Below are 26,099 nucleotides of genomic sequence, written 5' to 3'. Positions count from 1 at the left end.
GGTCGCAATCCTGCAAAATTTGAAACATTATAACATTTGCAGGGCTGTCTGCCATGTCCGGCAGTGGCACGGGTCAGTGTCGGGACTTTACAACCAGGGATTCCAGAAATTCCAGATTCGGGATCCAGGCATGCTCACCTTCAACCTCGACCTGCATCAGATCCGCCGGCCCCGGTTCACCCTCCAGCTTCCTGACCTGGTCTTCCGCCAAACGGGCCTGGCTGGGAATGCCCTGGGTAACCAGTGCCATAAACGGGACTTCCTTGTGGTGATCGCCGATGGTATTAAGGACCACGATGCGGCCCCGATTATCGCCCGGAACGGTGAGGGCTCCGCCGTTAGCCGCGTCGTATGAAATCACCGGAAGTTGCAGGCCCCGCCAGTCAAGGTAGCCAACCAGCCATTCCGGCGTGTTCGCGCCGGCATCAGCGCTGGCATAGTCGACCACTTCCGCAATCGAGACGTTGGGCAGCAACAGTTGCCGTCCGCTCATGGGAATCATGACGCAGGAGAGGGATTGGCTGTTGTCATTCATTGCGTGTTACCTCAGGCGGAGTCCCGTTTCTGCCGGCTCTTGAGCAGGCAGGATTCTTCGATGGTTTTTACCAGTTCCCGTGCCAGCTGCTCCGGGGTGCCACAGAAACCGCTGCAACCGGTGGCGGCGACGGATTCGGGCATAGAGCTGTTGCCGCAGCTTGTGCTCTCCTGGACCCAGATCCGGCTACCGTAGGCTTTCAGTAAAGGCGCTGCAATAGCGCCATCATTACCCATGCCGGAAAAAAGAATAGCATGGCAGCGCTGGCCGTAATGATCCGCGACGTTAAGCAGGACCTGATCAATGGAAGGGCCATAGGGCCCCGGCCAGGCATTGCTGGTTTCGGTGAGGGCTCCGTGCTCTTTCAGCTTCCATTCGTGCTCCACCGGCATCAGCACCACATCACCATTCTTGACCCGATAACCTTCCTCGGCTCGCTTGAGCTGGTAATGGGCGTGGCGACCCAGTACCCGCGTAAGAACCTCTGTAAAGTTACCATCTATGTGCTGGGCGTAGATGAAGCCCACGGGCAGATTCGGCGGCAGGTGGTCCAGAAACGTCTTAACCGCCGCCGGCCCTCCCAGTGAAGCGCCCAGAATCCAGACTTCCTCGGCCACCGAACCGGGTACGGCAGGCGTTATCCAGTGAGGAAGTCCCGGCGATGGTGCTGGTGCCGGCGTTTCCTGCTCCAGTTCTGTCAGAGTGGCTTCTGAGTCCAGCTCTTCCAGATGTCCCAGTTGCTGCTCAAGTTTGCCCAGTAAACGTCGTTCCCAGCGAAAATACTCGGTACTTCCCGGCTTGGGTGCTTCATCCAATCCGAACAGTACCGGTGCGTCGGTATTTTCAAGCAGGTGATCGAACAGTAACGGGTGATCTGCCTCGTCTTCGAGGGTAACCAGCCAGAGGCTGGCATCCGGGAACTCCGGGTAGCCCAGCAAACGCTCGGGATCCCCGGAAAAACGCACCTCCAGACCGAACTTTGATGTCGCGGCCTGCAGTCGGTGTCGCTGCAGAACCACATCCGAGACGATCCCGACCCTTGGCCGGCCAGTCTGGCCGGCCATCACTGACGTCCGGTCAGCCGCTCAATAGTCTCAAGCAACTCGGTTTCCTGGAACGGCTTGCCGAGATACTCGTTCACACCAATAGCCAGCGCGCGTTCTCGGTGTTTCTCGCCGGTCCGTGAGGTGATCATGCAGATCGGAATTTCCCGCAGGCTGTCGTCGTGGCGCACGAAGCTGGCAACCTCGAAACCATCCATCCTCGGCATTTCGATATCCAGCAGGATGATGTCCGGTTTGTGATCCTGCAATTGTGCGACCGCGTCCAGGCCGTCTTTGGCAGTGATGACTTCCATGCCGTTGCGCTCCAGCAGTCGTGAGGTAACCTTCCGTACGGTAACCGAGTCGTCCACCACCATGACCACGGTAGCCTGCTCCTCGTACCGTGCAGACTCCCGGGCTTTCTCGAGATTGGCCAGGCGCTGGCGCTCGGACAGGATGTCGGAACGGATCATCGCAGGCAGGTCGAGAATCACCACCACGTTCCCGTCACCCAGGATGGTGGCACCGGACACACCGCGCACCGAACTGAACTGCGGGCCAAGGGATTTAACAACGATCTCCCGGCTGCCCATCAGGTTGTCCACCTGCAGGGCCATGGGCTGCTCAGCGCCGCGCACCAGAATCACCGGCAGCGGCAGGGCCTGCCCCTGCAGCTTCGGATGGTGATCGCTGTTCAGCAGGCTGCCCAAATATTGGAGCCGGTATTCCTGGCCGGCGTATTCGTACATCGGCGCGTCCGGCTTGTAGTATTCCTCAAGCTCGTAGGTGCTGACCCGGACAATACCCTCGATGGTGTTCAGCGGGATCGCGTAGAAATCCTCGCCGGTGGACACCATCAGCGCCCGGTTGACGGAAACCGTGAACGGCAGGCGAACCGTAAAGGTGGTTCCGCGGCCAACGGCGGAATCGATGTCGAGGCTGCCGCCAAGCTGTTTGATCTCGCTGGCAACGACGTCCATGCCCACGCCGCGGCCGGAAATCTGGGTCACTTGTTGGGCGGTGGAGAAGCCGGGTTGCAGGATAAACTGCAGGATTTCCCGCTCGGACAGATCCTCGTCTTCCCGCAGCATGCCCTGACGGATCGCCTTGTCGCGAATGACCGAAGAGGGAATGCCGGCGCCATCGTCGATCATCCTCAGGACAACGTCGCCACCTTCGCGGGTCAGTGACAGTGTGACTTCGCCGGTCTCCGGCTTTCCGGCTTGCTTACGGTCCGCCGGGCTTTCAATGCCATGGTCCAGGGCGTTCCGGAGCATGTGCTCCAGGGGCGCGATCATGCGCTCCAGGATGTTCCGGTCCATTTCGCCTTCGGCGTTGCGGACATCGAAGTCGACTTTCTTGCCAAGTTCGCCGCTGATCTGGCGAACGATGCGCCGTAGACGGGGCACCATGGAGGCGAACGGAATCATCCGGGTCTTCATCAGACCCTCCTGGAGTTCCGTGTTGATCCGGGACTGCTGCACCAGCAGGGTTTCAGTGTCCCGTACCCGGTCAGACAGGGTTTCCCGCAGGTCTGCAAGGTCCGAGGAGGACTCGGTCAGAGCCCGGGACAGCTGCTGGATGGAGGAGTAGCGGTCCATCTCCAGCGGGTCGAAGTCGTCGCCGTAATCCGGTCCGTGTTCTTTCTCGGCACTGAACAGGATCTGGGCTTCGGTCTCGATTTCCATCCGGCGTAGCTGCTCACGCAGACGCTCGATGGTTGCGGCCATTTCGTCCAGGGTATGGCCAAAATCGCTGGTCTGCTGCTCAAGCCGGCCACGGGTAATACTGGTTTCACCCGCCAGATTGACCAGCTCATCCAAAAGCGGCGCGGACACCCGAATGGTCTCCTGGGCCGCCCGCTGTGCCTCGGCCGCCTGTTTGCGAACCTTGGCCGGCGATTTCCCGGGCTTGGGTGCCGGTGCTACCGGTTTTTCTGCCTGGGCGGGAGGCGTCGGCTCTTCAGGCTTTTTCGGTTCCGGCGCGGCCGGGGCTGGCGCAGGCTGTTCGGCCTTTGCCGAGGGCACACCCATGCCGGACTCATAACCCTTACGGATGTCGGCAACCAGGGCGATGATGGCGTCGTGATCTTCGGTAATGGCCTGCCACTGGGACTCATCCGGGGCATTGCCGCCAAGGTCGATCAGACGGGTCTCAAAGGCGTGGGCCCTGTCCCCAAGCTGGGTCAGCTGGGAGAGGCGGGCGCCGCCTTTCAGCGTATGCAATGCACGCTGGGCTTCCTGGTTGAAGGTGTGGTTTGCCGGCTCCTTGCGCCAGTCATCGAGCAGCTGCTCCAGCTGGTCCATGATTTCACCGGCTTCCTCCAGGAAGATTTCCAGTACTTCCGGATCGATCGCTTCCTGTTGGGACTCTTCTCGGGGAGCAGCGGTCTTTTCGGCGGCCACTTCGTGGGCCACCCGGAAGTCCTCAATCAGGTCCGCATCGGGCTCGGGCTTGCTGCCCTGTTCCAGGCTGTTGAGCATGGTCTTCAGGCTGCCCAATGCCCGGTCGCTGAGCTTCAGCAACGTCTTCTGGTTATTGGACCCGGAGATGAGGGGATCCAGAGCGTCGGACCAGGCTTCTGCCAGGTTGGCAATCGGATCGACGTCAGAAAGCCGTGCGCCACCCTTGAGGGTATGCAGTTCCTGCTGCAGCTGGGTCAGTCCGGTCAGTTCCTCCGGCTCGTCGCGCCACTGGTCCAGACACTCGCTAATGGCGTCGTAGATTTCCAGGCCTTCGTCCAGGAAGATGCCGATCAGGTCATCATCGCTGGCCTGTGTCAGAGTCTCGCTGAGGTCGGGGGCATCTGCTGACTCCTCGGGGGGCGCCTCGGCAATTTCGGCCCCTGCCGGCTGTTCCGGCTCTTGTACACGATCATCGGACGGCGCCGACTCGCCCCGAAGGATGGACTGGACGCGAGCGACCAGCTCCTCCGCCGGTGGGCAAGGCTTCTGCGTCGCCACCTGCTCAACCATTTGCGCCAGCCGGTCATGGCAGGCGAACAAGAGGTCGTTCATGGCGTCGCTGGCTTCCAGCTGCCCCTCCGCAACCTTTTCAAACAGGTCTTCGAGCACGTGGGTCAGGTCGCCAATGGCCTCAACGCCAGCCATCCGGGCGCCACCCTTGAGCGTGTGAACATCCCGTTGCAGTTCCGCGGCAATGCTCCGGTCCGACGGGTCTTCGGTCCAGGTGTGCAGGGCGCTGCCGGTAGAGTTGATCAGGTCGTAGGCTTCTTCCAGGAAAATGCCGACCAGCTCCGGATCCAGGTGCGAGAGATCGGCAACACCGTCTTCCACCTCGCCGGTTTCCGCGGTTTCTGAATCGGAATCGACGGGTTCCTCGACTTCCGGGAGCGGGGCCTGCTCTTCGTCGTTGAAATCCGGTTCTGCTTCTTCTTCAGGGCTCGCAACATTGGTGACCGGGCGTGTTCCGGTGGCGCTGTCGATGTACGCCTGGATTTCGCCAATCAGATCCGGCGCAGGGCGCGGTGGCTCCTTGGCTTCAAGGTTCTCGACCATGCCCGCAAGCCGATCGTGGCAGCGGAACAGCAGATCTGAGAGCTCATCATTGATCGATAGCCGCTGCTCGGTCAGTCCCTCAAACAGGTTTTCCAACTCGTGGGAAAGATCGCCTACGGCAGGAATGTCGGCCAGGCGTGCACCACCCTTAAGGGTATGCAGATCCCGCTGCAGCAACCGAAGGATATCCAGGTTTCCGGTATTTTCGCTCCAGCTCTGCAGCGCTTCGGCGGTGCTGTCGATGAGGTCGCGGGCCTCTTCCAGGAAGATCTCCGCAAGCTCTTCGTCCATGTCATCATCGGATTCGGACATTTCCGGCAGCGGCGGTTGTTCGGCCGCCGCTGGTTCTTCATTTGCCGGTACTTCGGTTTCATCCATCTCAAAGCTGAGATCGATTTCCTCGAGTTCACCGGTGAATTCCTGCTCGAAGGCGTCGGGCTCCTGGATTTCTGTGCTCGGAGCCCGTTTCAGGTTTTCGAGCGCGGTAACCATGTCGTCGCTGGATTCCGTGGCAAGCCCGGCAGCCACCTGATCCATCATGTTGATCAGCTGTTCGTGAGCTGCCCGAACGGTCTCGAAAAAGGTTTCGTCCGGCGCTTCATCGTGTCTGGCGGCTTCGTCGTAGGTGTCTTTCAACGCGCTTGAGAGCGCGGCAACGTCGCTGAGCCCGGCTTCTGAGGCGCCGGAGGTCAACTGCTCCAGCTCGGAACGCAACGGGTTCAACGACTCCATCTCGCCGGGATTGTCCGCCCAGTGGTCGAGAATCCGGTCAGCATCCAGAACGATGTCGAGGCCTTCGTTCAGGAACAACTGAACCAGCCGTGACGGTGCCTGCTGCGGATGCTGGCGCGGAGCTTCCTCGCTGTGGCCGCGGAGTGTCTCTTCCGTCAGTTGGTCCAGCTTCTCGAGGAAGGCTTCGGTGCCCGGCAGCGAGGCCTGTGGATTTTCACGGATCTGGGCCAGGCCCTGGGTCAGGAAATCGCAGGCGGATTCGATCAGCGAGAGCACGTCGCGGTTGGCCCGCTTGTTCTGTGCCCGGGATTCCTTGACGAAGCGTTCCAGTGGTGTGATTACAGCAGCAATGGGTGCGATGCCGGCGGTATGGGCGCTGCCTTTGAGTGTATGCAGGGCCCGGGAAAGATCATCGGTGTAGGTAACCGTGGTCTTGTCTCCGGCTGCTGACAGGAATTCCTTCAGCGTCTGCAGATGGGTCTCGGTTTCACTTTCAAAAATATCCAGCAATACCGGGTCGACCGCATCCTCTTCAGTCGTCTCGATCTCTGCGCCTGCAGCGGTGATCTCATCTTCCGCTACGGTTTCGGAGCCGTCCGATCCGGCCGCCGGCATCATGCTGGCATCGGGAATCTCACCGCTGGCCAGGGCGTTGGCGCGGGCTTCGAGGTTGGCGGTATCGAAGGAAGCCGCACTGCGCTTCTCGAAATCGTCGACCAGGGCCGGCAGGCTGGCAGTGACATCCTCCAGAAGACTGGCGATGTCATCGTTCATGAAGATGCTGCCGTCGATAACGCGGTTCAGCATGTTTTCCACGGACCAGGCCAATTCGCCAACAACCAGCGCGCCGACCATACGGCCACTGCCTTTCAGCGTGTGGAAGGCACGGCGAACTTCTGACAGAGCGCTGCGGTCATCGTGCTGGCGCAAAAGCATTGGCAGGTATTCGCGAATGGTGTCCAGCACCTCACCGGCTTCTTCGACGAATATTTCAAGTATTTCATCGTCAATCAGGTCATCGTCATCGGCGGACTCATCCGACACGGCCTCAACGGTGGCTTCTTCAACGATGGATTCCGGGGTTTCCTGCTCTTCTTCTCCCGAGTCGGCGACGGTGTCTTCGACCTCGGGAATGTCCTGCGCCGTCACGGCATCGTCGTCGGTGCGACGGGTGGTTGCCATGGCCTCGGCCCGGTTGATGAGCTCCTCCACGTCGCCTGCGGTCTGGCCGTCCTTGAATTCACGGATCAGTGACGGAATGCGGGCATTGACCTCGTCCACCAGGGTGAACATGTCTTCGGTGGGGCGAATGGTCTGATCAATCACGCGATTCAGCAGGTTTTCCACAGACCATGCCAGCTCGCCGATACTGGTCGCGCCCACAAGTCGTCCGCTGCCCTTGAGCGTATGGAAAGCACGACGAACTTCGGTCAGAGCCTCACGGTCGTCGTGATTCTGGCGCAGACGGGGATGGAATTCATGAATGGTCTCGAGAACCTCTTCGGCTTCCTCAACGAAAATGCCAAGAATTTCGTCGTCCAGGAGCTCCGAATCCGAGCTTTTGGCCTCTTCCGGGGCGGTCGAAACGCTGGCTTCGTCCTGCTCGTAAGACGGTTCAGCGACGGTCTCTTCATAGGCCGTGGTTTCAGTCCAGGTGGGCTCAGCCCCGACCGGGAAGCCGAGGGAAGCGAGACTGTCCTCGGCCACCCGCAGAATCGAATCGTTTTCACCAATCCCCTCAGCGAGGCGCTCCAGGTAATACTCGATGCTGGTAACCGCATCGGCCAGGATGTCGAGCTGCTTCCAGTCAGGAACCTGCTTGCCGTCCAGCAGCACATCGCTGATGTAGCGCTCTGCCGAGGCCAGCATGCTTGCAACCCGGTCCAGCGGAATCAGGCTGAGGCCGCCGCGAATGCTGTGCAGCAGGCCGGGGACATGCTCGATTTCCCGGGTATCCCATTGCGAGGCAATGAAATTGACGATGGCGGATTTCACCTGCTCCAGGGTGTTCCGGGATTCACGGAGCAGCGCGCCACTGGCTTCACCCAGCTCCCTCGAGCCCAGGTTCACAGGGGCATCGGAAGCTTCGTCTGCGGACGACTCCCGCTGGCCTTCGCTATCCAGGCCGGCGAGACTGGCTTCCACATAAAGCAGCGCGCCGGCGATATCCATCAGGGTGCCATCATCGACCTGTTCGGTCTGGGCGCTGAGTTTCTCAACCAGCTCGACCTGCTCGGTAACCACTTTCCGCGGTATGCCCAGACCCAGCACCGCCAGGGTATTGGCCACCTGGCGCAGACCCGGTAACAGGTCCTCAAGTTCTCTGTTCTGACGCAACTCCGAGCGAACAAAGAGGTCGAGCTGATCCTTGAGTTTGGCCAGCTCTTCGTTGAGTGCGCCGACAACCGAATGAATGGCATCCCGACCCGGGCCGGATACCCGGGTTCGGGCGGCATCAACGTCGTCTTCCGAAGGCAGTGCCTGGTTCAGCTGGTAGGCATCCCGCAAGGCACTTACCTGGGGCGAATCCAGATCCCGGGCACGGGCGACATAGTAAAGCAGGTGTTTGAGCAGCGCTTCCGGCGCTGGTTGCTGAAGGATATCCGCATGCTCATCGGTCAGTCGGCGGATTTCACTGTCCAGCTCCCTGAGCAGGGATTTTACGGCTGCGTTCACCGGATTGACGTGTGCCTGCAATGTTTCCACGAACGCACTGGCCGCTTTCCAGAGTTCGCCACGGGGCGTTTTCTGGCACAAACGGATCAGTCGTTGCAGCACCTTCTGCATGTACTCGAAATGGGCATCGAGATCCGCTTCACGGATGACGCCGGCCAGCGCAAACTGGTACATCTGGCGCAGTTTGCGGATGTGGCCCAGAACTGTCGGGTCTTGCAGGCGCTGGGATACCTTGCCGGTCACGGTGATTCGCGAGGGGGCCAGGTCCGGTTTGAACAGTGAGGTATCAGACAGCAGGGATTCGCCACGGGCGGCCCGAAGGTCGTTGAGCAGTGGTAGCAGCACCATCGGAAAATCGTCCTGGCTGCTGGCCAGATGCTCAAGGTACTGGGGCAGCTGCAGGATGGCCTGCATCAGGACTTCAACGGCTTCGTCGGTATTGGCAACGGTTTCGTTGAGCACGGCCTGGGTGAGCTTTTCCATTTCCTCGGTGAGCTGGGCTGCACCGTAGAGCTCGACCATTTGCAGGGTGCCGTGTACCTGATGGAGATAATTCAGGCAGAAGCGCAGGCGCGCGGTGTCGTCACGATTCTCGACATACGCTTCCAGTGCATGCTGACCCTGGGTCAGCGTGTCCTGTATCTCTCCCCGAACCCAGTCGAGGGCGATGCTGTCATGGTGATTGCCCATAACCACTCCGGTTATTCTTCGTCAGTCTGGCGTTTGATCCACGCCAGCACATGTTCCGAGGGGACTCTCTGTAACCCGGGAGGCTGCCAGTCGGTCAGCTCTCCCTGGCCCAGAACCAGCAACCCCCCGGGCGCCAGCCGCTCTGCAAGTCGCTTGACAATTTCCCGCCGGCGCCAGCGACGGAAATAAATCAGCAGATTCTGGCAGAAAATAATGCTCATCCCGTGCATGGGTGCCTTGTCGAGATCCAGAACATTCAGTCTGGTAAAGCACACCCTGTCCCGGATGCTGTTCACAATTTCTACGGTATTCCGCTCGGCCGGGCGGAAATACCGTGCTTTCATGTCTTCGTCCATTCCCAGCAGTTTGCGGGGATTGAACTGGCCGTTCCGGGCCTTCTCGATCACCGGCTTGCTGATATCAGAGCCGGTAACACCAAACAGCGGCTGCAACGCCAGCTGGCTCATGCATTCATTCAGCACCATGGCCAGGGTGTAAGGCTCTTCACCGGTGGAACACCCAACGCTCCAGGCCTCCAGGGGGCGCTTTTTCAGCTGTTCCCTTGGCCGGGTCAGGACATAGTCGGACACCAGCCGGAAGGCGTCGGGATCCCGGAAAAACCGGGTTTCCTGAACCGTGAGCCGATCCACCAGCGTTGACCATTCCCTGATCGCATCGGGCCCGGATACGATTTTTTCGTAGTAGGCCTGATAGCTGCTGCAGCCGATTTCCCGCATCCGGATGCCAAGATTGGTTTCCAGAAACGAACGGCGCTCGGCCGACAGGGTTATGCCGGTTCGGTGTTCCAGCAGGGTTTGCCACTGGCTGAACTGCGCCTCGTCCATATCCGGGAGTCGGCGCAGTGACCAGATGCCCTCGGCAGGTGACAGGTTGTTATGCATTTGCGCCATAAACCGTCAACAGCCCTGGAGCGGAAATCAGCCCACCACCGGAACGTCGCTGTCTTCCTCTTCTTCGTGATCCGCCACGTCTTCTTCCGGCAGGGTGAAGCCGGCAACGGAAGACCGCAGCTCGGACGCCATTTCTGCCAGGTTACCGATGGACTTCGCGGTCGCATTGGTACCAGAGGAAGTCTGGGACGTGATTTCCTGGATAACGTTCATGGTGTTGGAAATGTGCGCGGCCGACGAGGACTGCTGACGTGCGGCGTTGGAGATGTTCTGGATCAGTTCCGCCAGAGACATGGATACGTTCTCGATTTCCTCGAGTGCGATACCCGCGTCCTGGGCCAGACGGGCACCACGGACCACCTCGGCGGTGGTGTGTTCCATCGAGATAACCGCTTCGTTGGTGTCCGACTGGATCGTCTTAACCAGCGCTTCAATCTGCTTGGTGGCCGCGGAGGAGCGTTCTGCCAGTCGCTGAACTTCGTCGGCAACAACCGCGAAGCCCCGGCCCGCGTCACCGGCCATGGATGCCTGGATCGCGGCGTTCAGAGACAGGATGTTGGTCTGGTCGGCGATGTCGTTGATCAGGGATACGATGTCACCGATTTCCTGGGAAGACTCACCCAGACGCTTGATCCGCTTGGAGGTTTCCTGGATCTGTTCACGGATGTTGTCCATGCCGCGGATGGTGTTCTGTACCACTTCCGCGCCTTTCTTCGCGATCGCAACCGACCGCTCCGCAACCGCGGAGGATTCCGCGGCGTTCGAGGATACCTGATCGATGGACACCGCCATCTCGTTAACCGCAGCGGAGGCGCCGGCGATTTCCTGTGCCTGGTGCTCGGAAGCATCGGCAAGGTGCATCGCAGTGGCCTGGGTTTCCTGGGCCGCTGACGCTACCCGTACGGCAGTACCACGAATCGCCTGTACCAGGCCGCGCATCTGGTCGATCGCATAGTTGATGGAGTCAGCGATGGCACCGGTGAAGTCCTCGGTTACCGTGGCCTCCGTGGTCAGGTCACCATCAGCCAGGTCGGCCAGTTCGTCCAGCAGTCGCAGGATCGCGTTCTGGTTCTGCTCGTTCTGCTCTTGCGTAGTAGCCAGTCGGGCCTGGGCTTCGCGGTAAAGGGCCAGACCGATAAACACAACAATGGCAACCATGGCGGCCAGGATGGCAAAGGCCAGGGTCGGGCTGACCAGGCGTGAGCCGGACTGGGTCCGGAAGTTCTCGGCCAGCACAGAGAGTTCGGAAAGCAGGATCTCGGAATTCTGGAAGATGTCGCTGGCAGCAGTACGAACCTTGAAGAGGTCGGGAGAGGCCTCAAGGATCGCGTCTACGTTCTGGGAGACGAACTGGAACAGCTCATCGACGGCTTCGAGGCCGTAAATGGCGTCTTCGTCATTTACCTGGGAGATGCCCATGGCCGGGTTGCCGTTCAGCTGGCCCTCGAGCACTCGCCCGAACAGGCTTGCGTCACGACCGAAACGGTCGGCGGCAATAACCGCGTCTTCGTCACCGGAGAGTACGTTGTTGACCGAGCGAACAATCCGCTCCGCCAGCAGAGACTGGCGCTGGGCCAGTGCGATCTGTTCGGCGGGTGCGTCGTTGTCGAGCAGGATCTGTACGATATCGTCATACTCAACCTGCAGCTGCGGGATGGTTTCGTTCAGGGTCCGGGCCACCTCGTGCAGGCCGAGTACCGCATCCTGGGTCGAGAGGATGCTGTCGGCGTTTTCCCGCACGGTGTTCCAGTTTTCCTGAACGCCACTCTGCTGGGCCAGTTCACTCGGCGGCAGACCGGTTTCCGGATTGCCCTCGGTTACGTTGGTCCAGAGCTGCTGGAATTCGTCACGGGAGCGGCGCAGCTGGTTGAAGGCCTCGGCGGTACCGCCGGCAGCCTCTGTCGCGTTTTTCGCAATCTCCTGAGAGAGCACCCTCAGCTCGGCGGTGTTGGCGATGTATTCCTGATCGTTCTGGCTGTCTGTGTTGATAATGAACAGCACGACAACGAGCAGGATGGTGAGTGCGATCAGCGCGGCGATCAGGCCGGCAACCAGCTTGTTGCCTCCCTGTCCCATACTGAGTCTTCCGGCTCTGTTCTTCATTTTCTGGCTCCCGGCCTCTTCAAGAAATTGGCAAGTTTGTTTTTTCGGGTTTCAGGCGGTCAGGGTGATGTTCCTGCCATTGTCACCACCCTTACCACTGTGCGACGTCCAGAAATCGTTCGTCCTCGAGCAGGTCGACGGCCGAAAACACTTTCCAGACTTCCTCGTTGCGTTCGTAACCGCCTGAGACAAACGGTCGAACGTTTTCAGGTACGCCCTCGGGCGAATCCTTGAAACTGTCAGTCGCGAAGTACTGCATGCCCAACACACTGTCGACCACCAGCCCGCTGAAAATATCGCCCTGTTCAACAACCAGCACCCGCCGCTCCCGTTGGCTTCGGGAAGAGCGGGGAATATCAAAAAAGCCGGCGAGATCAACCAGGGGCAGGAGGCGGCCGCGGACATTGGCGGCACCAAGCAGAAACGGGCGAACCCCCGGTATGTGGGTAAACCGGGGAACATGAAGGATTTCAGTGACTTCGCCCATGGGGGCGACGTAGCGTTCACCTGCGAGAACGAAGCCGATGCCGTTCCACAGTTCAACGGCTTCCTGTTGTTCCGGCAGGCCGGCGGCCATGGACCGGCTGCGCTCGGCGATATCCGTCAGTACGGCAAAAGGGGCGGCCTGGGCGGACATGCGTACTCCACGGTTGGGGATCAGGCAATCAGACTGTTGATTGTTTTGATCAGGTCGTCTTCGTTTACCGGCTTGACCAGGTAACCCTTGGCGCCCTGGCGGGTGCCCCATACGCGGTCAGTTTCCTGATCCTTGGTGGTTACGATGACCACAGGGATAGAAGCGGTTTCCGGTGCGCGGGTCAGTTGGCGGGTTGCCTGGAAGCCGTTCAGGCCGGGCATAACCACATCCATCAGGACCAGATCCGGGGTTTCGGCACGGGCCTTGGCAACACCGTCTGCGCCGTTGTCGGCGGTCAGCACTTCGTGGTTGTGTTTTTCCAGGATCGTGGAAATTTTCTTAACCTCGGTAGGGGAATCGTCAACAATCAGAATGCGGGCCATGGTTTCCTCGATGGTTCTTGGGGTCAGCAGGTTTACTGTTCCGCCTGTGGGACATACTGGCGGATGGTGTTGAGCAGCTCATCCTTACTGAACGGTTTGGTCAGGTACTGGTCCGAGCCGACGATCCGGCCCTTGGCCTTGTCGAACAGCCCGTCCTTGCTGGAGAGCATGATAACCGGCGTCTTTTTGAAGGAGGAATTGTTCTTGATAAGTGCGCAGGTCTGGTAGCCGTCCAGGCGGGGCATCATGATATCCACAAAAATGATGTCCGGCTGGGAATCGGCAATCTTGGCAAGAGCGTCAAAGCCGTCAGTCGCGGTGATGACCTCACAGCCGACCTTTTTCAGAAGGGTTTCTGCGGTGCGACGTATGGTTTTACTGTCGTCGATCACCATGATCTTCAAGTTCTCGAAGTTGTCATCCATTGTCCAACTGCCTTGCGCTCAGCGACTGTCGTTATTTTAAAACGGGGGTTTTAACACAAACCTTAAGGTTCTTCTATAAACCCCGCTCATTTATAGATTATCAATGGCCGGATAAAAAGTATTAGTTTGTGACCAAATGTACTTCTGCCCGCAACGTCACGTAACGGACTGAGGATTTCTCCGGATGCATTTGCAGCTCGGGTACAATACCATCTGATTGCAAAGCATAGCACTTAATGCCCGGTCCGCTCTGCAGACCGGTTCGTGTTTTTAACCCTCAGGAGTGCAGGAAAGCCCATGACCGTCAGACTCGGGATCGTGATGGATCCGATTGAAGATATCCACTTCAAGAAAGACAGCTCACTGGCCATGTTGCTGGCGGCCCAGAACCGTGGTTGGGAAATCGAGTATATGGAGCTGCCGGACATGTATCTCGACGGCGGCCGGGCCATGGCCCACACCCGCGACCTGACGGTCCACATGGACCCCGAGAACTGGTACAGCTTTGGTCCGAGCCAGGACCGGGCGCTGGGCGATCTGGATGTCATCCTTATGCGCAAGGATCCGCCGGTGGACCGGGAGTTCCTGATGGCCACCTATATACTGGAATCGGCCGAGCAGCAGGGCGCGCTGGTGGTCAATCCGGCGTCCACCCTTCGCGACTGTAACGAGAAGCTGTTTGCCACCCAGTTCGAGGACCTGACACCACCGCTACTGGTCAGCCGTTCGGCAAGCCGGTTCCGCGAGTTCTATGCCAAACACGGCGACGTCATCATGAAGCCGGTGGACGGCATGGGCGGGCATTCGATCTTCCGCATCCGGGAAAACGATTTCAACCTGGGGGTCATTATCGAAACCCTCACCAACTATGGCACCCACCAGGCCATGGCCCAGAAATACATCCCGGAAATCAGCGATGGCGACAAGCGTATCCTGCTGATCGACGGTGAGCCGGTACCCTATTCCCTTGCGAGGATACCCTCTCACGGCGAGAATCGGGGAAACCTTGCTGCTGGCGGCCGGGGTGAAGGCCGCGAGCTGACCGCCCGGGATCGGGAAATCTGCGAGCGCGTTGCACCGGTGATTAAAGAGAAAGGGCTCATTTTTGTCGGCCTGGATGTGATCGGTGACTATCTTACCGAAATCAATGTCACCAGCCCGACCTGTATCCGGGAACTCGATTCGGCCTTCGGGATCGATATTGGTGGCCTCTTGATGGAGGCGATTGCAAAACGCCTGGATCAGGCATAATCCGGTGTTGGCAACCGGGCAGGTTTAACGACAGGATCCGTATCAGGAATGGCAGTTCAGGTAAGCGACTTCGACCGGTTTTCCTTCACCCTCTTTATGGCGCTGGCGGTGCACGCCATCGTGGTGCTGGGAATTACCTTTGCGCCCGAACCGCCCCGTTCCTCGGCCCAGACCATGGAAATCACCCTGTCCCAGTTTGACGACGAGGAAGCCCCGGAGAAAGCGGACTTTCTGGCCCAGACCAGCCAGAAGGGCAGCGGTAGCCAGGAAGAGGTTCGGGAAATGACCACGCCTCAACCGGCAGAAGTCAGCCAGCCTGAGGTGGCTCAGGTTCAGCCCGAGCCGCCGGCCCAGACCGAACCCCAGCCGCGCCAGGAAAAACAGGTGGTGCAGACCGAGAGTGCGTCCGCTCAGAAGGTTCAACAGCCTGAGGAGCGAACCAAACCGGAAGAGGAGCCTTTGCCGGTGCGGGAGAAAAAGAGCCTGATGGAGCGCAGCCTCGAGATTGCCAGCCTGGAAGCCCGCTTCGATGCCCAGCAGCAGGCCTATGCCCGCAAGCCCAGGGTAATGCGCGTTACCGCCGCGTCCACGCTCAAGTCCACCAACGCCTGGTATGTCCAGAACTGGGTGAGCAAGGTAACCCGGGTGGGTAATATCAATTACCCGACCGAGGCGCGCAATGCCGGAATCTATGGCACACTGAGAATGCTGGTGTCGCTGAAGAAAGACGGCACCATTAAAGAGGTGGCTATCCTGCAGTCTTCCGGCAGTACCGTGCTGGACGATGCGGCCATACGCATTGTCAGGATGGCCGCACCTTTTGCACCGTTTCCGGACGAAATGCGGCAAGAGGTGGATGAACTCGAAATCATACGTACCTGGTCCTTCCAGCGTCGGGGGCTGACATCCGGATGACAGCATCGAAACACTCTCCCCATAGCTTGCGTCACCATTTCCTGGTGGCATCACCCTATCTTGCTGATCCGCGTTTCCACGGCGGCGTCATCTATATCTGTGAGCATTCCGACGACGGTGCCCTGGGGCTCATGATCAATCAGCCGCTGGACATCCATCTGGGCGAGATTCTGGAACAACTGGATCTGCCAGGCGGTGAGCTGGACCTGCCAGTATTCAGCGGTGGCCCGGTGCAGCCGGAGCGGGGTTTTGTACTACATCCCCCCGGAACCAGCTGGCAGAATACGGCCAAGGTGACCGAAGACGTTCTGCTGACCACATCCCGTGACGTATTGGCCGGCATTGGCCGTGGCGAAGGCCCCGATGACTATCTGCTGGCGCTCGGATACTCCGGCTGGGGTGAGGGGCAACTGGAAGAGGAGCTGGGCAGCAACGCCTGGCTGACCTGTCCGGCCACCCTGGACATTCTGTTCCGCACTCCCTGGGAAGAACGCTACAAGGCGGTGCTCGCCCTGATCGGTATTGATCTGAACCAGCTCAGCGAATCGATCGGTCATGCCTGAGGCTGCCAGCCGTCGTGTGATGGCGTTTGATTTCGGAACCCGACGGATTGGTGTTGCCGTCGGTCAGGAATTACTGGGAACCGGGCAGCCGGTGGCGCTGATACCCGCCCGGGACGGTATCCCGGACTGGCAACTGATTGAATCCCTGCTCCAGGAGTGGCGCCCCGACCTGGTGGTGGTTGGCCTGCCGCTGAATATGGACGACACCGAGAACGAGATGTGTGCCCGGGCGCGGAAGTTCGGCAAGCGTCTGCATGGCCGCTACCATGTGCCGGTTGAAATGGTCGATGAGCGGCTCACCAGTTTCGAGGCCAAAGGTGAGGTCATGGCCGCCGGAGGCAGCCGGGATTTTGGCCGTCACGGGGTGGATGACCGGGCCGCGGTGCTGATACTGGAAACGTTTTTTACACAGTGAGGACCTAATGACGGCATTGCTTGATATTGATCAGTTGCTGGACCAGATGGAAAGCGGGCTGCGTCAGGCGCTTGAACAGCGGGGCGTGGAATTTCCGGTGCTGATCGGTATCCGTACCGGCGGTGTCTGGCTGGCGGATGTGCTCAGCAAGCGCCTGGGTATCGAGGAGCCGTTCGGCGAACTGGACATCTCCTTCTACCGCGATGACTTCAGCCGCATCGGCCTGAACCCCCGGGTCAAACCCTCAAGCCTGCCCTTTGATACCGAAGGCCGGGACATCATCCTGATTGACGATGTCATCATGAGCGGCCGGACCATCCGGGCCGCGATGAATGAGATCTTCGATTATGGCCGTCCAGCCAGTATCATACTGGCCACCCTGATTGACCTTGGTGCCCGGGAACTGCCCATTCAGCCTGACGTGGCTGGCAGGACAATGGCGCTGGAATCCCACCAGCGCGTCAAGTTGCGTGGCCCCGACCCGCTCCGTATTGAGTTTCAGGAAGCCGGAAAATAAACCTCCGAATCAGATAACAGGCGACCCATGACCGCGAACGACTCTTCCCCGCACCACTTGCAGCTGACCCGGGATGGTCAGTTGCGGCACTTTCTTACCCTCGACGGCCTTGATCGCGCCTTGCTGACCGACATTCTGGATACAGCAGATTCCTTTATCGAGGTCGGTGAGCGCACCATCAAGAAAGTGCCACTGCTTCGTGGCCGGACCGTGGTAAACCTGTTTTTCGAGTCCAGCACCCGCACCCGCAGCACCTTCGAGCTGGCGGCCAAGCGACTGTCTGCGGATGTGCTTAACCTGGACATCAGCACCTCGGCCACCTCCAAGGGCGAATCCCTGTCGGACACCCTGCTGAACCTCGAAGCCATGGCCAGCGACATGTTCGTGGTCCGCCATTCCCAGAGTGGTGCGCCGCATTTCATCGCCGAGAGCGTGACCCCGGGGGTGGCCATTATCAACGCCGGTGACGGCCGTCATGCGCACCCGACCCAGGCCATGCTGGATATGCTCACCATTCGCCAGCACAAGGGGCAGTTCGAGGGGCTGAAAGTCGCCATCGTCGGCGATGTGCTGCACTCCCGGGTAGCCCGCTCCCAGATCCGGGCTCTGAACGAACTGGGTGCCGAGGAAGTCCGGGTCATTGCCCCGGGTACCCTGCTTCCCAAAGACGTGGAAAGCCTGGGCTGCACGGTTGAATACGATATGGCCCGGGGGATGAAGGATCTGGATGTGGTCATCATGCTGCGACTCCAGAAAGAGCGTATGGAAGGGGCCCTGCTACCCAGTGAGCGAGAGTTCTACCGGTTATACGGCCTCAACCAGCAGAAACTGGCGCTGGCCCATCCGGAATGCATCGTTATGCACCCGGGGCCCATAAACCGGGGCGTTGAAATCGAATCCGCGGTGGCCGACGGGCCGCAATCGGTGATTCTGAACCAGGTTACCAACGGCATTGCCATCCGGATGGCGGTCATGTCCATGGCCATGGGTGGTCAGGTGGCCGCGCGTCAGCAGAAACTGAGTGAGAGGGACCAGGCATGAGCAGCGTCAACACATCCGGACGCAGTCTGAAAATTACCGGAGGCCGGCTGTTCGATGGTCAGGGCGCAGAACAGGAAAATACCGCACTGCTGATTCGGGACGGCCGCATTGCCGCCATCGGCGAAGCCGCCGCCCGGGAAGAGGCCGACGAGACCATCAGCGCCGAAAACGGCGTCATCACACCCGGCTTTGTGGACCTGTGCTGTAACCTCCGTGAGCCGGGCAATGGCCAGAAAGGAAACATCGCCTCCGAGACGCTGGCGGCGGCCCATGGCGGCTATACCACGGTGTGCGCGTCACCGGAGACGTCACCAGTGAACGATTCCAGTGCTGTCACCCACCTGATCCGTGATGGTGCTGCCAGCCGCTCGCCCATCCGGGTTTTGCCCATTGGTGCCATTACCCGGGGCCTCGAGGGCGATCTGCTCAGCGATATGGCGGGTCTGGCCTCAGCGGGTTGTGTCGCCGTGGGCAATGGTTCCCGGGGTGTGCGCAATGCCCGCATTCTGCGCCGGTGCATGGCCTACGCCCAGACCTTTGGCTTGACGGTGATGTTCAGCCCCGAGAACCAGGCCCTGGCCGCAGACGGCTACGCCCACGACGGGCTGGTGACCTCGCGGCTGGGTTTGCTGGGGATTCCGGAAGTGGCGGAAACAGCGGCGGTGATGGAGATGCTGTTGCTGGCGGAGGAAACCGGGGTTCGTTTGCACCTGAGCCAGTTGTCCTGCGGTCGCAGTGTTGAAATGCTGGCCGATGCCCGTAGCCGCGGTATTGCGGTAACCGCCGATGTGGCCATGCACCAGCTGGTGTTCACCGAGGATGCCCTGGCCGGGTTCGACAGTCGTTTCCATGTCCGGCCACCACTGCGAGGCGAGAGCGATCGCAAGGCGCTGATTGCCGGTGTCCGGGAAGGCGTCATTGATGCCATCGTCAGCCAGCATCAACCCCATGATACTGCCGCCAAGCAGGCGCCCATGGCAGCCACCGAGCCGGGCCTGTCCAGCATCGAGAGTGTGCTGTCGCTGGGTCTGGAGCTGGTGGAAATGAACGGACTGGCGCTGCCTGACCTGATCCGGGCGCTGACCACCGGTCCGGCCTCCGTGCTTGGCCGGACGGCCCGGCTCGCGGAGGGCGAAACGGCCGATATCTGCCTGTTCGATCCCGATGCCTTCTGGACTCCGGACTCGAAAACACTGGTTTCGGCCGGTCGTCATGCGCCGGTGACCGACCGCGAACTGCCGGGTGTTATCCGACTCACCCTGAGTGAGGGTCGAAAGGCCTGGCCCCAGTCAGCAATCTGATCCAGTCATACTGTCTCAAAGTGCGGCAGAGGTTGCGGAACCTCTGTCGACACCATCACAGAATCTCCCCCGGTTGCTGAAAAACCCTTGATGGCAGGCACCTGTGCCAACGTATTCTTGTAGCCGTCGCCCTATGGTCGACCAAGGAAAGCGTGGCCTGGCCGGTGCATTTATAGAGACCGGCGCCCGACAATAATAACCAGGAGTCATCCCGTGAAATCAGCAAACCTCCCCCAGCGGGTAGCCATGGCGGCTGCCCTCTGTGCCAGTCTGATCCTGCCCTCAATGGGTCAGGCACAGGCACAGAACGAGCCTCTGGAACGCAGTTTTTGCGTTTTTGATCCGGTTGGTGCCAATGGTCCCCTGTTTGCCATCACCAAGACCTTCCAGCCGGTTGCCCTGAAAAACGGCATCAAGCTGGATCTTCGCGCCTACACCGATGAGAAGGTGGCCGCCGAGGACTTCAAGGCGGGCCAGTGCGACGCCGTTCTGCTCACCGGCACCCGGGCCCGGGAATTCAACAAGTTCACGGGCAGCCTCGAAGCCATGGGCGCAGTGCCTGGCGAAGAGGAAATGCGGCTGTTGTACAACACCCTGAGCCAGCCCAAGGCCCGGCCGTTCCTGATTGATGGCCCCTACGAAGTGGCCGGTGTGTTCCCGGGGGGTGCCATATACCTGCACACCCGTGACCGCGCTATCGATTCAGTCGAGCAGCTACAGGGCAAACGGATTGCCACCCTGGACTACGATCAGGCGTCCGTGCGGATGGTTCGCCATGTGGGCGCCTCCGTGGTGGGTTCCAATTCCGCGAACTTTGCCGGCAAGTTCAACAACGGCAGCGTTGACCTGGCCTATGCCCCGGCCGTCGCCTACACCCCACTGGAACTGTACAAGGGCGTTCAGCCCAACGGTGCGGTGGTCAAATATGCTCTCGGCTACATGAATTTCCAGGTGATCATCCACCGTGACCGGTTCCCGGATTCCGCCGGCCAGATGGTGCGTGACCAGGCCATCAAGCGCATTGACGAGGCTTACGAAATCATCGCCCAGGCAGAGGCTGAGATTCCGGAAGATGTCTGGATGCAGTTGCCCCGGGAGGATACCGCCGAATACGACAAGATGCTTCGCAAGGTTCGCCTGTCGTTACTGGAGGACGGTATTTACGATGAGCGCGCCATCAAGTTGATGAAAGCGATTCGGTGCCGGGTAGATGCCACTCGTTCCGAGTGCGCCTCCGTTGCTGGAAGCTGAGGCCGGGGTGAAGCAGGCCCGCGTCTGCGGGCCTGTGCCTGACTAGCGGATTTCGTCTTTCAGAGCCTTGCCGGCCTTGAATCCGACGGTCTTGCTGGCAGGGATGCGAATGGTCTCGCCGGTTTGAGGGTTACGCCCGTCCCGCGCCTCTCGGCTGCGGATGTTGAAGGTGCCAAAGCCGATCAGGGTGATGTCTTCGCCCCGGGAGGCAGCGGCCGACACCTGGTCGGTAAACGCGTTGATTACTTCACTGGCCTTGTCCCGGGTCAGGCCTGTGCGGTCGGCAATGGCCGCGGCGAGTTCAGGTTTGCGCATCGGATACTCCTTTTTTGTATTTCTATTGGTTCAGTCTGGTCCTGGCCGGAATCACAACGACTCACGGTTGCTCCAATCTATAGTGGCTCCGGGCTCATTGTGCAAACCCCCGGGCGGCGGAAGTGTGTGTCATTCGGCGTCATTTGCGGCATCGGTCGCATAAAAACCGGGCGTCGTACGCCATAATGCGTGCCTGGTTACAGTCTGTAACAAACCGGTTTGTCCGCCGGAGTCTGGCCTGTGCGATCGCAGCAGGACTGCATCAGAACAAAAAACGAAAAGGTGAAGAAGGTATGACCCATGTCCGGAATCCCTCCCGCAAGGCGCTTTTTCCCGGGTGCCGTGTATGTAACCTCATGGCGGCTTTTATGGCCAGTGTGGTCCTGAGTGGCTGTGGCGCGGTGAATCACGTGATGTACAAGACCACCGGGGATGTAATGCAGGGCTTCTCCAGGGATCACACGTTGCCGTTTCTGATGGAGAGCAATGACCTGGCCATGGGCTGCGCCATGAGCGAGGCAACTGCGCCCTTGCTGATGTCCTTCGGCAGGGTCACCAATGAGCCGGACCAGCTGGCAGTCATGCTCTACCTCTCAGCCGGGGGCTGTGCCGAAGAAGAGGCCCGGGAACATGAGCTGGCGGCTCTTGCCGCCCTGAACGCCATGAACGGCAATGCCGCCGAAGACGCCATGATCCGCCAGAAGCGGGCCCATACGGTTGCCGCCCGGCGTTATTACACCGCCTGGCAGCACCACAATGCCCATTACGGCAACCCCGCCGATGGCGAGTGCCCGGATTTCGACGACGACATGGACGAATTCATCTACATGGCCGGACTGCTGTCCGGTCTGCAGGCCCTGAACGCCCAGATCCAGTCCACCTCCTCCATTGGCGTGCCGGCCAACGTTGGTTCCATTGCCGCCCGGGCCACCAGCTGTCTTGATAATGAGAAATGGTGGGGTGCGCCTATGGCTCTGAGAGCAACGGTCTGGGCCATGATCCCTGGCGCCCAGCCAGAAGGCGAGGATGCGTTTGAGCGGCTGGCCATTGCCGGCGAGCAGGGTGATGCTGCCGGCGTTCGCCTGCCTCACGTCTTCCATGCCATCGCGGCCCTGAACAAGGGCGACGAGGTGATGATACGGAACGTGATTCGGGAACACGCTGAATCGATCGAGACTACTCCGGCGAATGAGGACTGGCGATTCGTGGACGCCATGGCAACCGACATGATCGTCGCAGTGTCTGACCGTCTTTGGGTCGAGAATACCGGGCATCGCACGCCCATGGGCCAGCTCGGCACCTTCTGGGATGACCAGCAGGAAGAGGTCGAAACCATGGATCTGGACGATCTGCTGTAACCACTCCCTACCCAGAGTAATCAGTTATGTCGAAGGGCAGTTTTCATCGTAGCGGGCTGGAGTGGTTTTCATCGCTGCCGGCCTGTCTGCTGTTGCTGGCGGTGGTCATCTTCTCCACGAGCAGTGACATCCACAACCAGATGTTGCGCGGAGGCGAACAGCTCTGGAGTGGCTACTACAAATTACGGATGGATCCGGTTCAGCCCACCTGCGACCCGAACCGGGATATTGAGGCGGCGGTCGCGGCGGAAATGGCGACCGATGACGAGGCGGATGACCCCATGGCGGCCCTGCTGGGGGCCGAGGAAAAAGATCCGGCCGATGTTCGGCTCGCCATCGAACGGGCCGTTGCTGACTGCCGCGAGGCCCACCAGAATTTCGAGAACCTCCGGGACCAGCTGACGCCGGGTGTAAAAGCCTATCGGGCCGTTGAACTGTTCATTGCCGACCTCATTGCGTTTGGCCTGGAGTCCCAGCGTTTCATTCTGGTGATCCTGGTCATGCTGTGTGCGGTGACCGCGACCCTGACCCGTCACCACATCGCCATGCGTGCCATGGAGACCCGGCTGGATTACACCGTCTCCCATACCCTGCAAACCATCGCCAATGCCATGCTGCTGGGCTCAAGCGCCATCTTCCGGCAGTCCAGTCTGGGCTCGGACACTGCTGTCTCATCGGAAGAGCTGTTGCTGCACAATTTCTGGATTGTCGGTTTCGCCTGCCTGACGCTGGCCAGCCTGTACCGTCTGTTCCGGGTGCCGGATGACCTCCAGCAAGGTGGCAGTCTGAACAAGGCCTTTCTGGCCGTACCGCTCTATACCGTGATGTGTCTGATCTCTGGCACCTATTTCGCCCTGATCGGACACGCCTCCGGTATTGGTATCTACCTTGGCAAGATGATGGAGCTGTCCGACATGTTCCTGAATGTCGGTCTGTACGTGTGGGTGGGCATGATGCTGAAGCAGACCCGCCTGGCCACCCTGGTGTTCAATGTCTTCCGGCCCTGGCGCATGCCCCCGGAAATGCTGGCGGTTGTGGCGGTTCTGGTTGCTGCCGTACCCACGGCCTACACCGGTGCCTCCGGCATCTTTGTGATCGCGGCCGGCGCAGTGATCTACAGTGAACTGCGCGCGGCCGGTGCCCGCCGCCATCTGGCTCTGGCTGCCACCGCCATGTCCGGCTCCCTGGGCGTGGTGTTGCGGCCCTGTTTGCTGGTCGTTGTGATTGCCTACCTGAACCGGGAGGTCACCACAGACGAACTGTTTGGCTGGGGTATCTGGGTGTTCGTGCTGACCGCCACTATGTTCGCGATTGTGGCCCTGAGTGTGAACCGCCAGAGCCAGTTCAACCTGGCGCCTTCTGCAGAGGCCTTTCCGGCCATGACGCAGGCGTTAAAACCCTTGATTCCCTATGTTCTGGTAATCGCTGCCGTGGTGCTGTTCTATCGTCTGGCACTGGACGTGAGCATGGATGAGTTTTCGGCGCCAAGATTGCTGCCAGTGATCATGCTGGCAATTCTTGTGTACGAGCATGTCAGCCTGAAAAACCGGAAAGGAAAAGCCTCGGGGGAGATCAATCACCAGGGCCTGGAGCGAAGTCTTCGTGGCGCCACCAACGATACGACGGCGGAAATTGGCGCGCTACTTCTGTTACTGGGTCTGTCGGTGAGCATCGGTGGGGTGATCGAACGGGCTCACCTGATGGAGGCTTTCCCGCAGTCGTTTGACAGTGCCTGGTCGGCAATGTTGCTGATGGTGGTGATCCTGGTGATCCTGGGCATGATCATGGACGCGTTCGGTGCGGTGATCCTGGTGACGGCCACCGTCGCCACGATTGCCTACTCCAGCGGGATTCATCCGATCCATTTCTGGATGGTGACCCTGGTGGCATTCGAGCTGGGCTACCTGAGCCCGCCGGTGGCCCTGAACCATCTGCTGACGCGGCAGGTGGTTGGTGAAGCGGAAGTGCTGGCGGCGCAACAGGAAACGGGGACTTTCTATCAACGCCATGAGCGTATCATTATGCCGCTGATTGCCATGGGGATTTCGCTGGTGCTGGTGGCCTTCATACCCCTTATCTTTTACGCCTGAGGTTTTGGTGTTGGCTCTCTGTCTAATGGCGACGCTCGATCAGTTCCCTGAGCGGTGTGGGAAGAAGGCGTCGCAACCGGTCTGAAACGGGCTGTTCGTGCCGTTGCCACAGAATGCCCAACCACACGATCGCCAGACCAATCAACGTAAGCGCAATTGGAAACAGAAGGCTGTTCTCGAAAACCTCGTAGGCAAGATAGCCAAGGTACCCGGCGACTCCCAGACCGCCGAAGACCACGAATACCCGCCGGCCCAGAATGGCCCCGGTGAAAATCATGGCAATATTCACCATGCAGTAGAGCAGCTTGCTCCACTCGCTCTCAGACTCCATCAGGGAAAGTCCGCTCCAGAAAGCCGTGACACCGAATATGTATAACCAGAACGCAAAGTCGCGGCTGCTCTGATTTCGGATATCCACCCAGAAAGCCAGCAGGGCGATCAGGAGTCCGAACCACAGGGAGACCCATTTCCTGAGTTCCCAGGCAACGTACTCCTCACCGAACAGGAAGGGAGCCAGATCCATACTCATGTACCAGAGCGTGGCGGCCACCGGCATGACCAGGAAGGGCAATCGGTAGCGCCACAGCATGACTGCGCCTGAGGCCAGTGTAGCCAGTTCCATGAATAACCAGCTCCAGTCGATGTAGCGGTGGTAGTCCCGGTATTCATGGCCGCCCGACCACCAGCCCATGCCGGCCTGAAACCCGAAAACCGCGAGTGGAGTAAGGACAACGACAAAAGTGGCAGTGATCCCGGCAGGAATTTTCAGGTTCAGCCGCTTCAGGAAAAACTCGGTGAGCCACAGGCCTGCGCCGGCGTAGATCAGGACAATCAGTAGCAGACCCCATCCACCAAGGCTTTCCCACGAGAGGGTCATGAACAGGCTCATGGCCCCGATTGCAATCAGCCCGCCGAAGTAATAGAGGATGTGGGTGAAACGGAAAGAGGGTGTTTGTTGCTGCTGTTCTGAGAGGAACGTCCAGAGTTGGTCAGCCTGTTCGTCCGTTATGATATCTTTGCCTGCGGCTTGATCGAGAAGACTGCGCTTCAGTTCCATGAATGCTTCCCCATGAATAACCTCCTTGTTGGAACCGGTTCAGCTCACCGATTGCCCCACATCTTCGACACCGCGGCATCCGAGCCCAACGTCCCGACCACCAGGGACACGCCACCAATACCGAAGAAAACAAGCACGGGAATCAAGGCGCCTGCCTTACCGGTGTAAACGAGCATCGCCGTCGACACCGTCGCCAGAACGAGGAACAGGACGCCCACCACATTCAGCACGGTGCGGTGCGAATCTTTGTAGCTGGGCCCAACCTTTCCGGATTCCAGTGGTTTGAGAATAAACGAAAAGAGCTGGCGTAGACGCTGTTTCATGAAGCCGTTTCCTAGAGTGTGTTGGGCTATCATACAAAAAAAGCGCCGT

General features: G+C 59.7%; 21 protein-coding genes. 10 read left to right on the top strand and 11 right to left on the bottom strand.

The window, feature by feature from the left end; all coding sequences use genetic code 11:
- Positions 1–73 precede the first annotated feature (73 nt).
- From AC13DD_RS05295 to pilG, 8 genes are all read right to left on the bottom strand, one after another.
- Entirely contained in the window at positions 74–535 is a 462-nt protein-coding gene (locus AC13DD_RS05295; RefSeq protein WP_008172769.1) for a chemotaxis protein CheW, read from the bottom strand.
- A gap of 11 nt (positions 536–546) precedes the next feature.
- Positions 547–1,599: a chemotaxis protein CheB gene (locus tag AC13DD_RS05290; protein WP_092030771.1), complete on the bottom strand. Its 1,053-nt coding sequence runs from the start codon at positions 1,597–1,599 to the stop codon at positions 547–549.
- Complete coding sequence (locus tag AC13DD_RS05285) at positions 1,599–9,194, bottom strand: hybrid sensor histidine kinase/response regulator (RefSeq protein ID WP_482930945.1); 7,596 nt, start codon at positions 9,192–9,194, stop codon at positions 1,599–1,601. The genes AC13DD_RS05290 and AC13DD_RS05285 overlap by 1 nt, the downstream gene beginning before the upstream one ends.
- Positions 9,195–9,205: 11 nt before the next feature.
- Positions 9,206–10,105, bottom strand: coding sequence for a CheR family methyltransferase (locus AC13DD_RS05280; RefSeq protein WP_482930944.1), 900 nt, complete (start codon positions 10,103–10,105; stop codon positions 9,206–9,208).
- Positions 10,106–10,132: 27 nt separating this feature from the next.
- Positions 10,133–12,208: a methyl-accepting chemotaxis protein gene (locus AC13DD_RS05275; RefSeq protein ID WP_041645743.1), complete on the bottom strand. Its 2,076-nt coding sequence runs from the start codon at positions 12,206–12,208 to the stop codon at positions 10,133–10,135.
- Positions 12,209–12,299: 91 nt separating this feature from the next.
- Positions 12,300–12,845, bottom strand: a complete 546-nt coding sequence (locus AC13DD_RS05270; protein ID WP_482930943.1) for a chemotaxis protein CheW — start codon at positions 12,843–12,845, stop codon at positions 12,300–12,302.
- A 20-nt stretch (positions 12,846–12,865) separates the two neighbouring features.
- On the bottom strand, positions 12,866–13,228 hold the full coding sequence (pilH, locus tag AC13DD_RS05265) for a twitching motility response regulator PilH (protein ID WP_303289778.1): 363 nt from the start codon (positions 13,226–13,228) through the stop codon (positions 12,866–12,868).
- Positions 13,229–13,260: 32 nt separating this feature from the next.
- Positions 13,261–13,653, bottom strand: a complete 393-nt coding sequence (pilG, locus tag AC13DD_RS05260) for a twitching motility response regulator PilG (RefSeq protein WP_008175635.1) — start codon at positions 13,651–13,653, stop codon at positions 13,261–13,263.
- A gap of 297 nt (positions 13,654–13,950) precedes the next feature.
- Here pilG and gshB point away from each other — a divergent pair, with 297 nt between their 5' ends.
- The 8 genes from gshB to AC13DD_RS05220 all read left to right on the top strand — a co-directional run bounded on the left by gshB (position 13,951) and on the right by AC13DD_RS05220 (position 20,907).
- Entirely contained in the window at positions 13,951–14,904 is a 954-nt protein-coding gene (gene gshB, locus AC13DD_RS05255) for a glutathione synthase (RefSeq protein WP_482930942.1), read from the top strand.
- A gap of 48 nt (positions 14,905–14,952) precedes the next feature.
- Positions 14,953–15,819: a TonB family protein gene (locus AC13DD_RS05250; RefSeq protein WP_482930941.1), complete on the top strand. Its 867-nt coding sequence runs from the start codon at positions 14,953–14,955 to the stop codon at positions 15,817–15,819.
- Positions 15,816–16,382: a YqgE/AlgH family protein gene (locus AC13DD_RS05245; protein WP_482930940.1), complete on the top strand. Its 567-nt coding sequence runs from the start codon at positions 15,816–15,818 to the stop codon at positions 16,380–16,382. The genes AC13DD_RS05250 and AC13DD_RS05245 overlap by 4 nt, the downstream gene beginning before the upstream one ends.
- Positions 16,375–16,797, top strand: a complete 423-nt coding sequence (ruvX, locus tag AC13DD_RS05240) for a Holliday junction resolvase RuvX (protein WP_482930939.1) — start codon at positions 16,375–16,377, stop codon at positions 16,795–16,797. Before AC13DD_RS05245 ends, ruvX begins: the two co-directional genes overlap by 8 nt.
- Before the next feature lie 7 nt (positions 16,798–16,804).
- Positions 16,805–17,314, top strand: coding sequence for a bifunctional pyr operon transcriptional regulator/uracil phosphoribosyltransferase PyrR (gene pyrR, locus AC13DD_RS05235; protein ID WP_482930938.1), 510 nt, complete (start codon positions 16,805–16,807; stop codon positions 17,312–17,314).
- A 27-nt stretch (positions 17,315–17,341) separates the two neighbouring features.
- Entirely contained in the window at positions 17,342–18,355 is a 1,014-nt protein-coding gene (locus AC13DD_RS05230; protein ID WP_482930937.1) for an aspartate carbamoyltransferase catalytic subunit, read from the top strand.
- Positions 18,352–19,656 carry a dihydroorotase gene (locus AC13DD_RS05225; protein WP_482930936.1) on the top strand — a complete coding sequence of 435 codons (1,305 nt, stop codon included), beginning with the start codon at positions 18,352–18,354 and terminating at the stop codon, positions 19,654–19,656. Before AC13DD_RS05230 ends, AC13DD_RS05225 begins: the two co-directional genes overlap by 4 nt.
- Positions 19,657–19,941: 285 nt before the next feature.
- Positions 19,942–20,907, top strand: coding sequence for a putative solute-binding protein (locus AC13DD_RS05220; RefSeq protein ID WP_482930954.1), 966 nt, complete (start codon positions 19,942–19,944; stop codon positions 20,905–20,907).
- Between the two features lie 42 nt (positions 20,908–20,949).
- Here the strand turns inward: AC13DD_RS05220 and AC13DD_RS05215 are convergent, their stop codons facing one another.
- Positions 20,950–21,222, bottom strand: a complete 273-nt coding sequence (locus tag AC13DD_RS05215) for an HU family DNA-binding protein (protein ID WP_482930935.1) — start codon at positions 21,220–21,222, stop codon at positions 20,950–20,952.
- Positions 21,223–21,515: 293 nt separating this feature from the next.
- On the opposite strand from AC13DD_RS05215, the gene AC13DD_RS05210 reads away from it, so the two are divergent.
- Together AC13DD_RS05210 and AC13DD_RS05205 are read left to right on the top strand one after the other, a co-directional pair.
- Entirely contained in the window at positions 21,516–22,580 is a 1,065-nt protein-coding gene (locus tag AC13DD_RS05210; RefSeq protein ID WP_482930934.1) for a hypothetical protein, read from the top strand.
- A 26-nt stretch (positions 22,581–22,606) separates the two neighbouring features.
- Positions 22,607–24,670, top strand: coding sequence for a TRAP transporter large permease subunit (locus AC13DD_RS05205; RefSeq protein ID WP_482930933.1), 2,064 nt, complete (start codon positions 22,607–22,609; stop codon positions 24,668–24,670).
- Between the two features lie 22 nt (positions 24,671–24,692).
- On the opposite strand, the gene AC13DD_RS05200 is transcribed toward AC13DD_RS05205, so the two are convergent.
- Together AC13DD_RS05200 and AC13DD_RS05195 are read right to left on the bottom strand one after the other, a co-directional pair.
- Positions 24,693–25,727 (bottom strand): DUF2157 domain-containing protein, encoded by a 1,035-nt coding sequence (locus AC13DD_RS05200; RefSeq protein ID WP_482930932.1) that lies wholly within the window; start codon positions 25,725–25,727, stop codon positions 24,693–24,695.
- Between the two features lie 44 nt (positions 25,728–25,771).
- Positions 25,772–26,050, bottom strand: coding sequence for a hypothetical protein (locus tag AC13DD_RS05195; protein WP_088558734.1), 279 nt, complete (start codon positions 26,048–26,050; stop codon positions 25,772–25,774).
- Positions 26,051–26,099: the final 49 nt, after the last annotated feature.

It is taken from the genome of Marinobacter sp. L-13, assembly GCF_056857715.1.
Note: the sequence above shows the minus strand (reverse complement) of the source record. Positions and strands in the feature narration are given on the sequence as shown.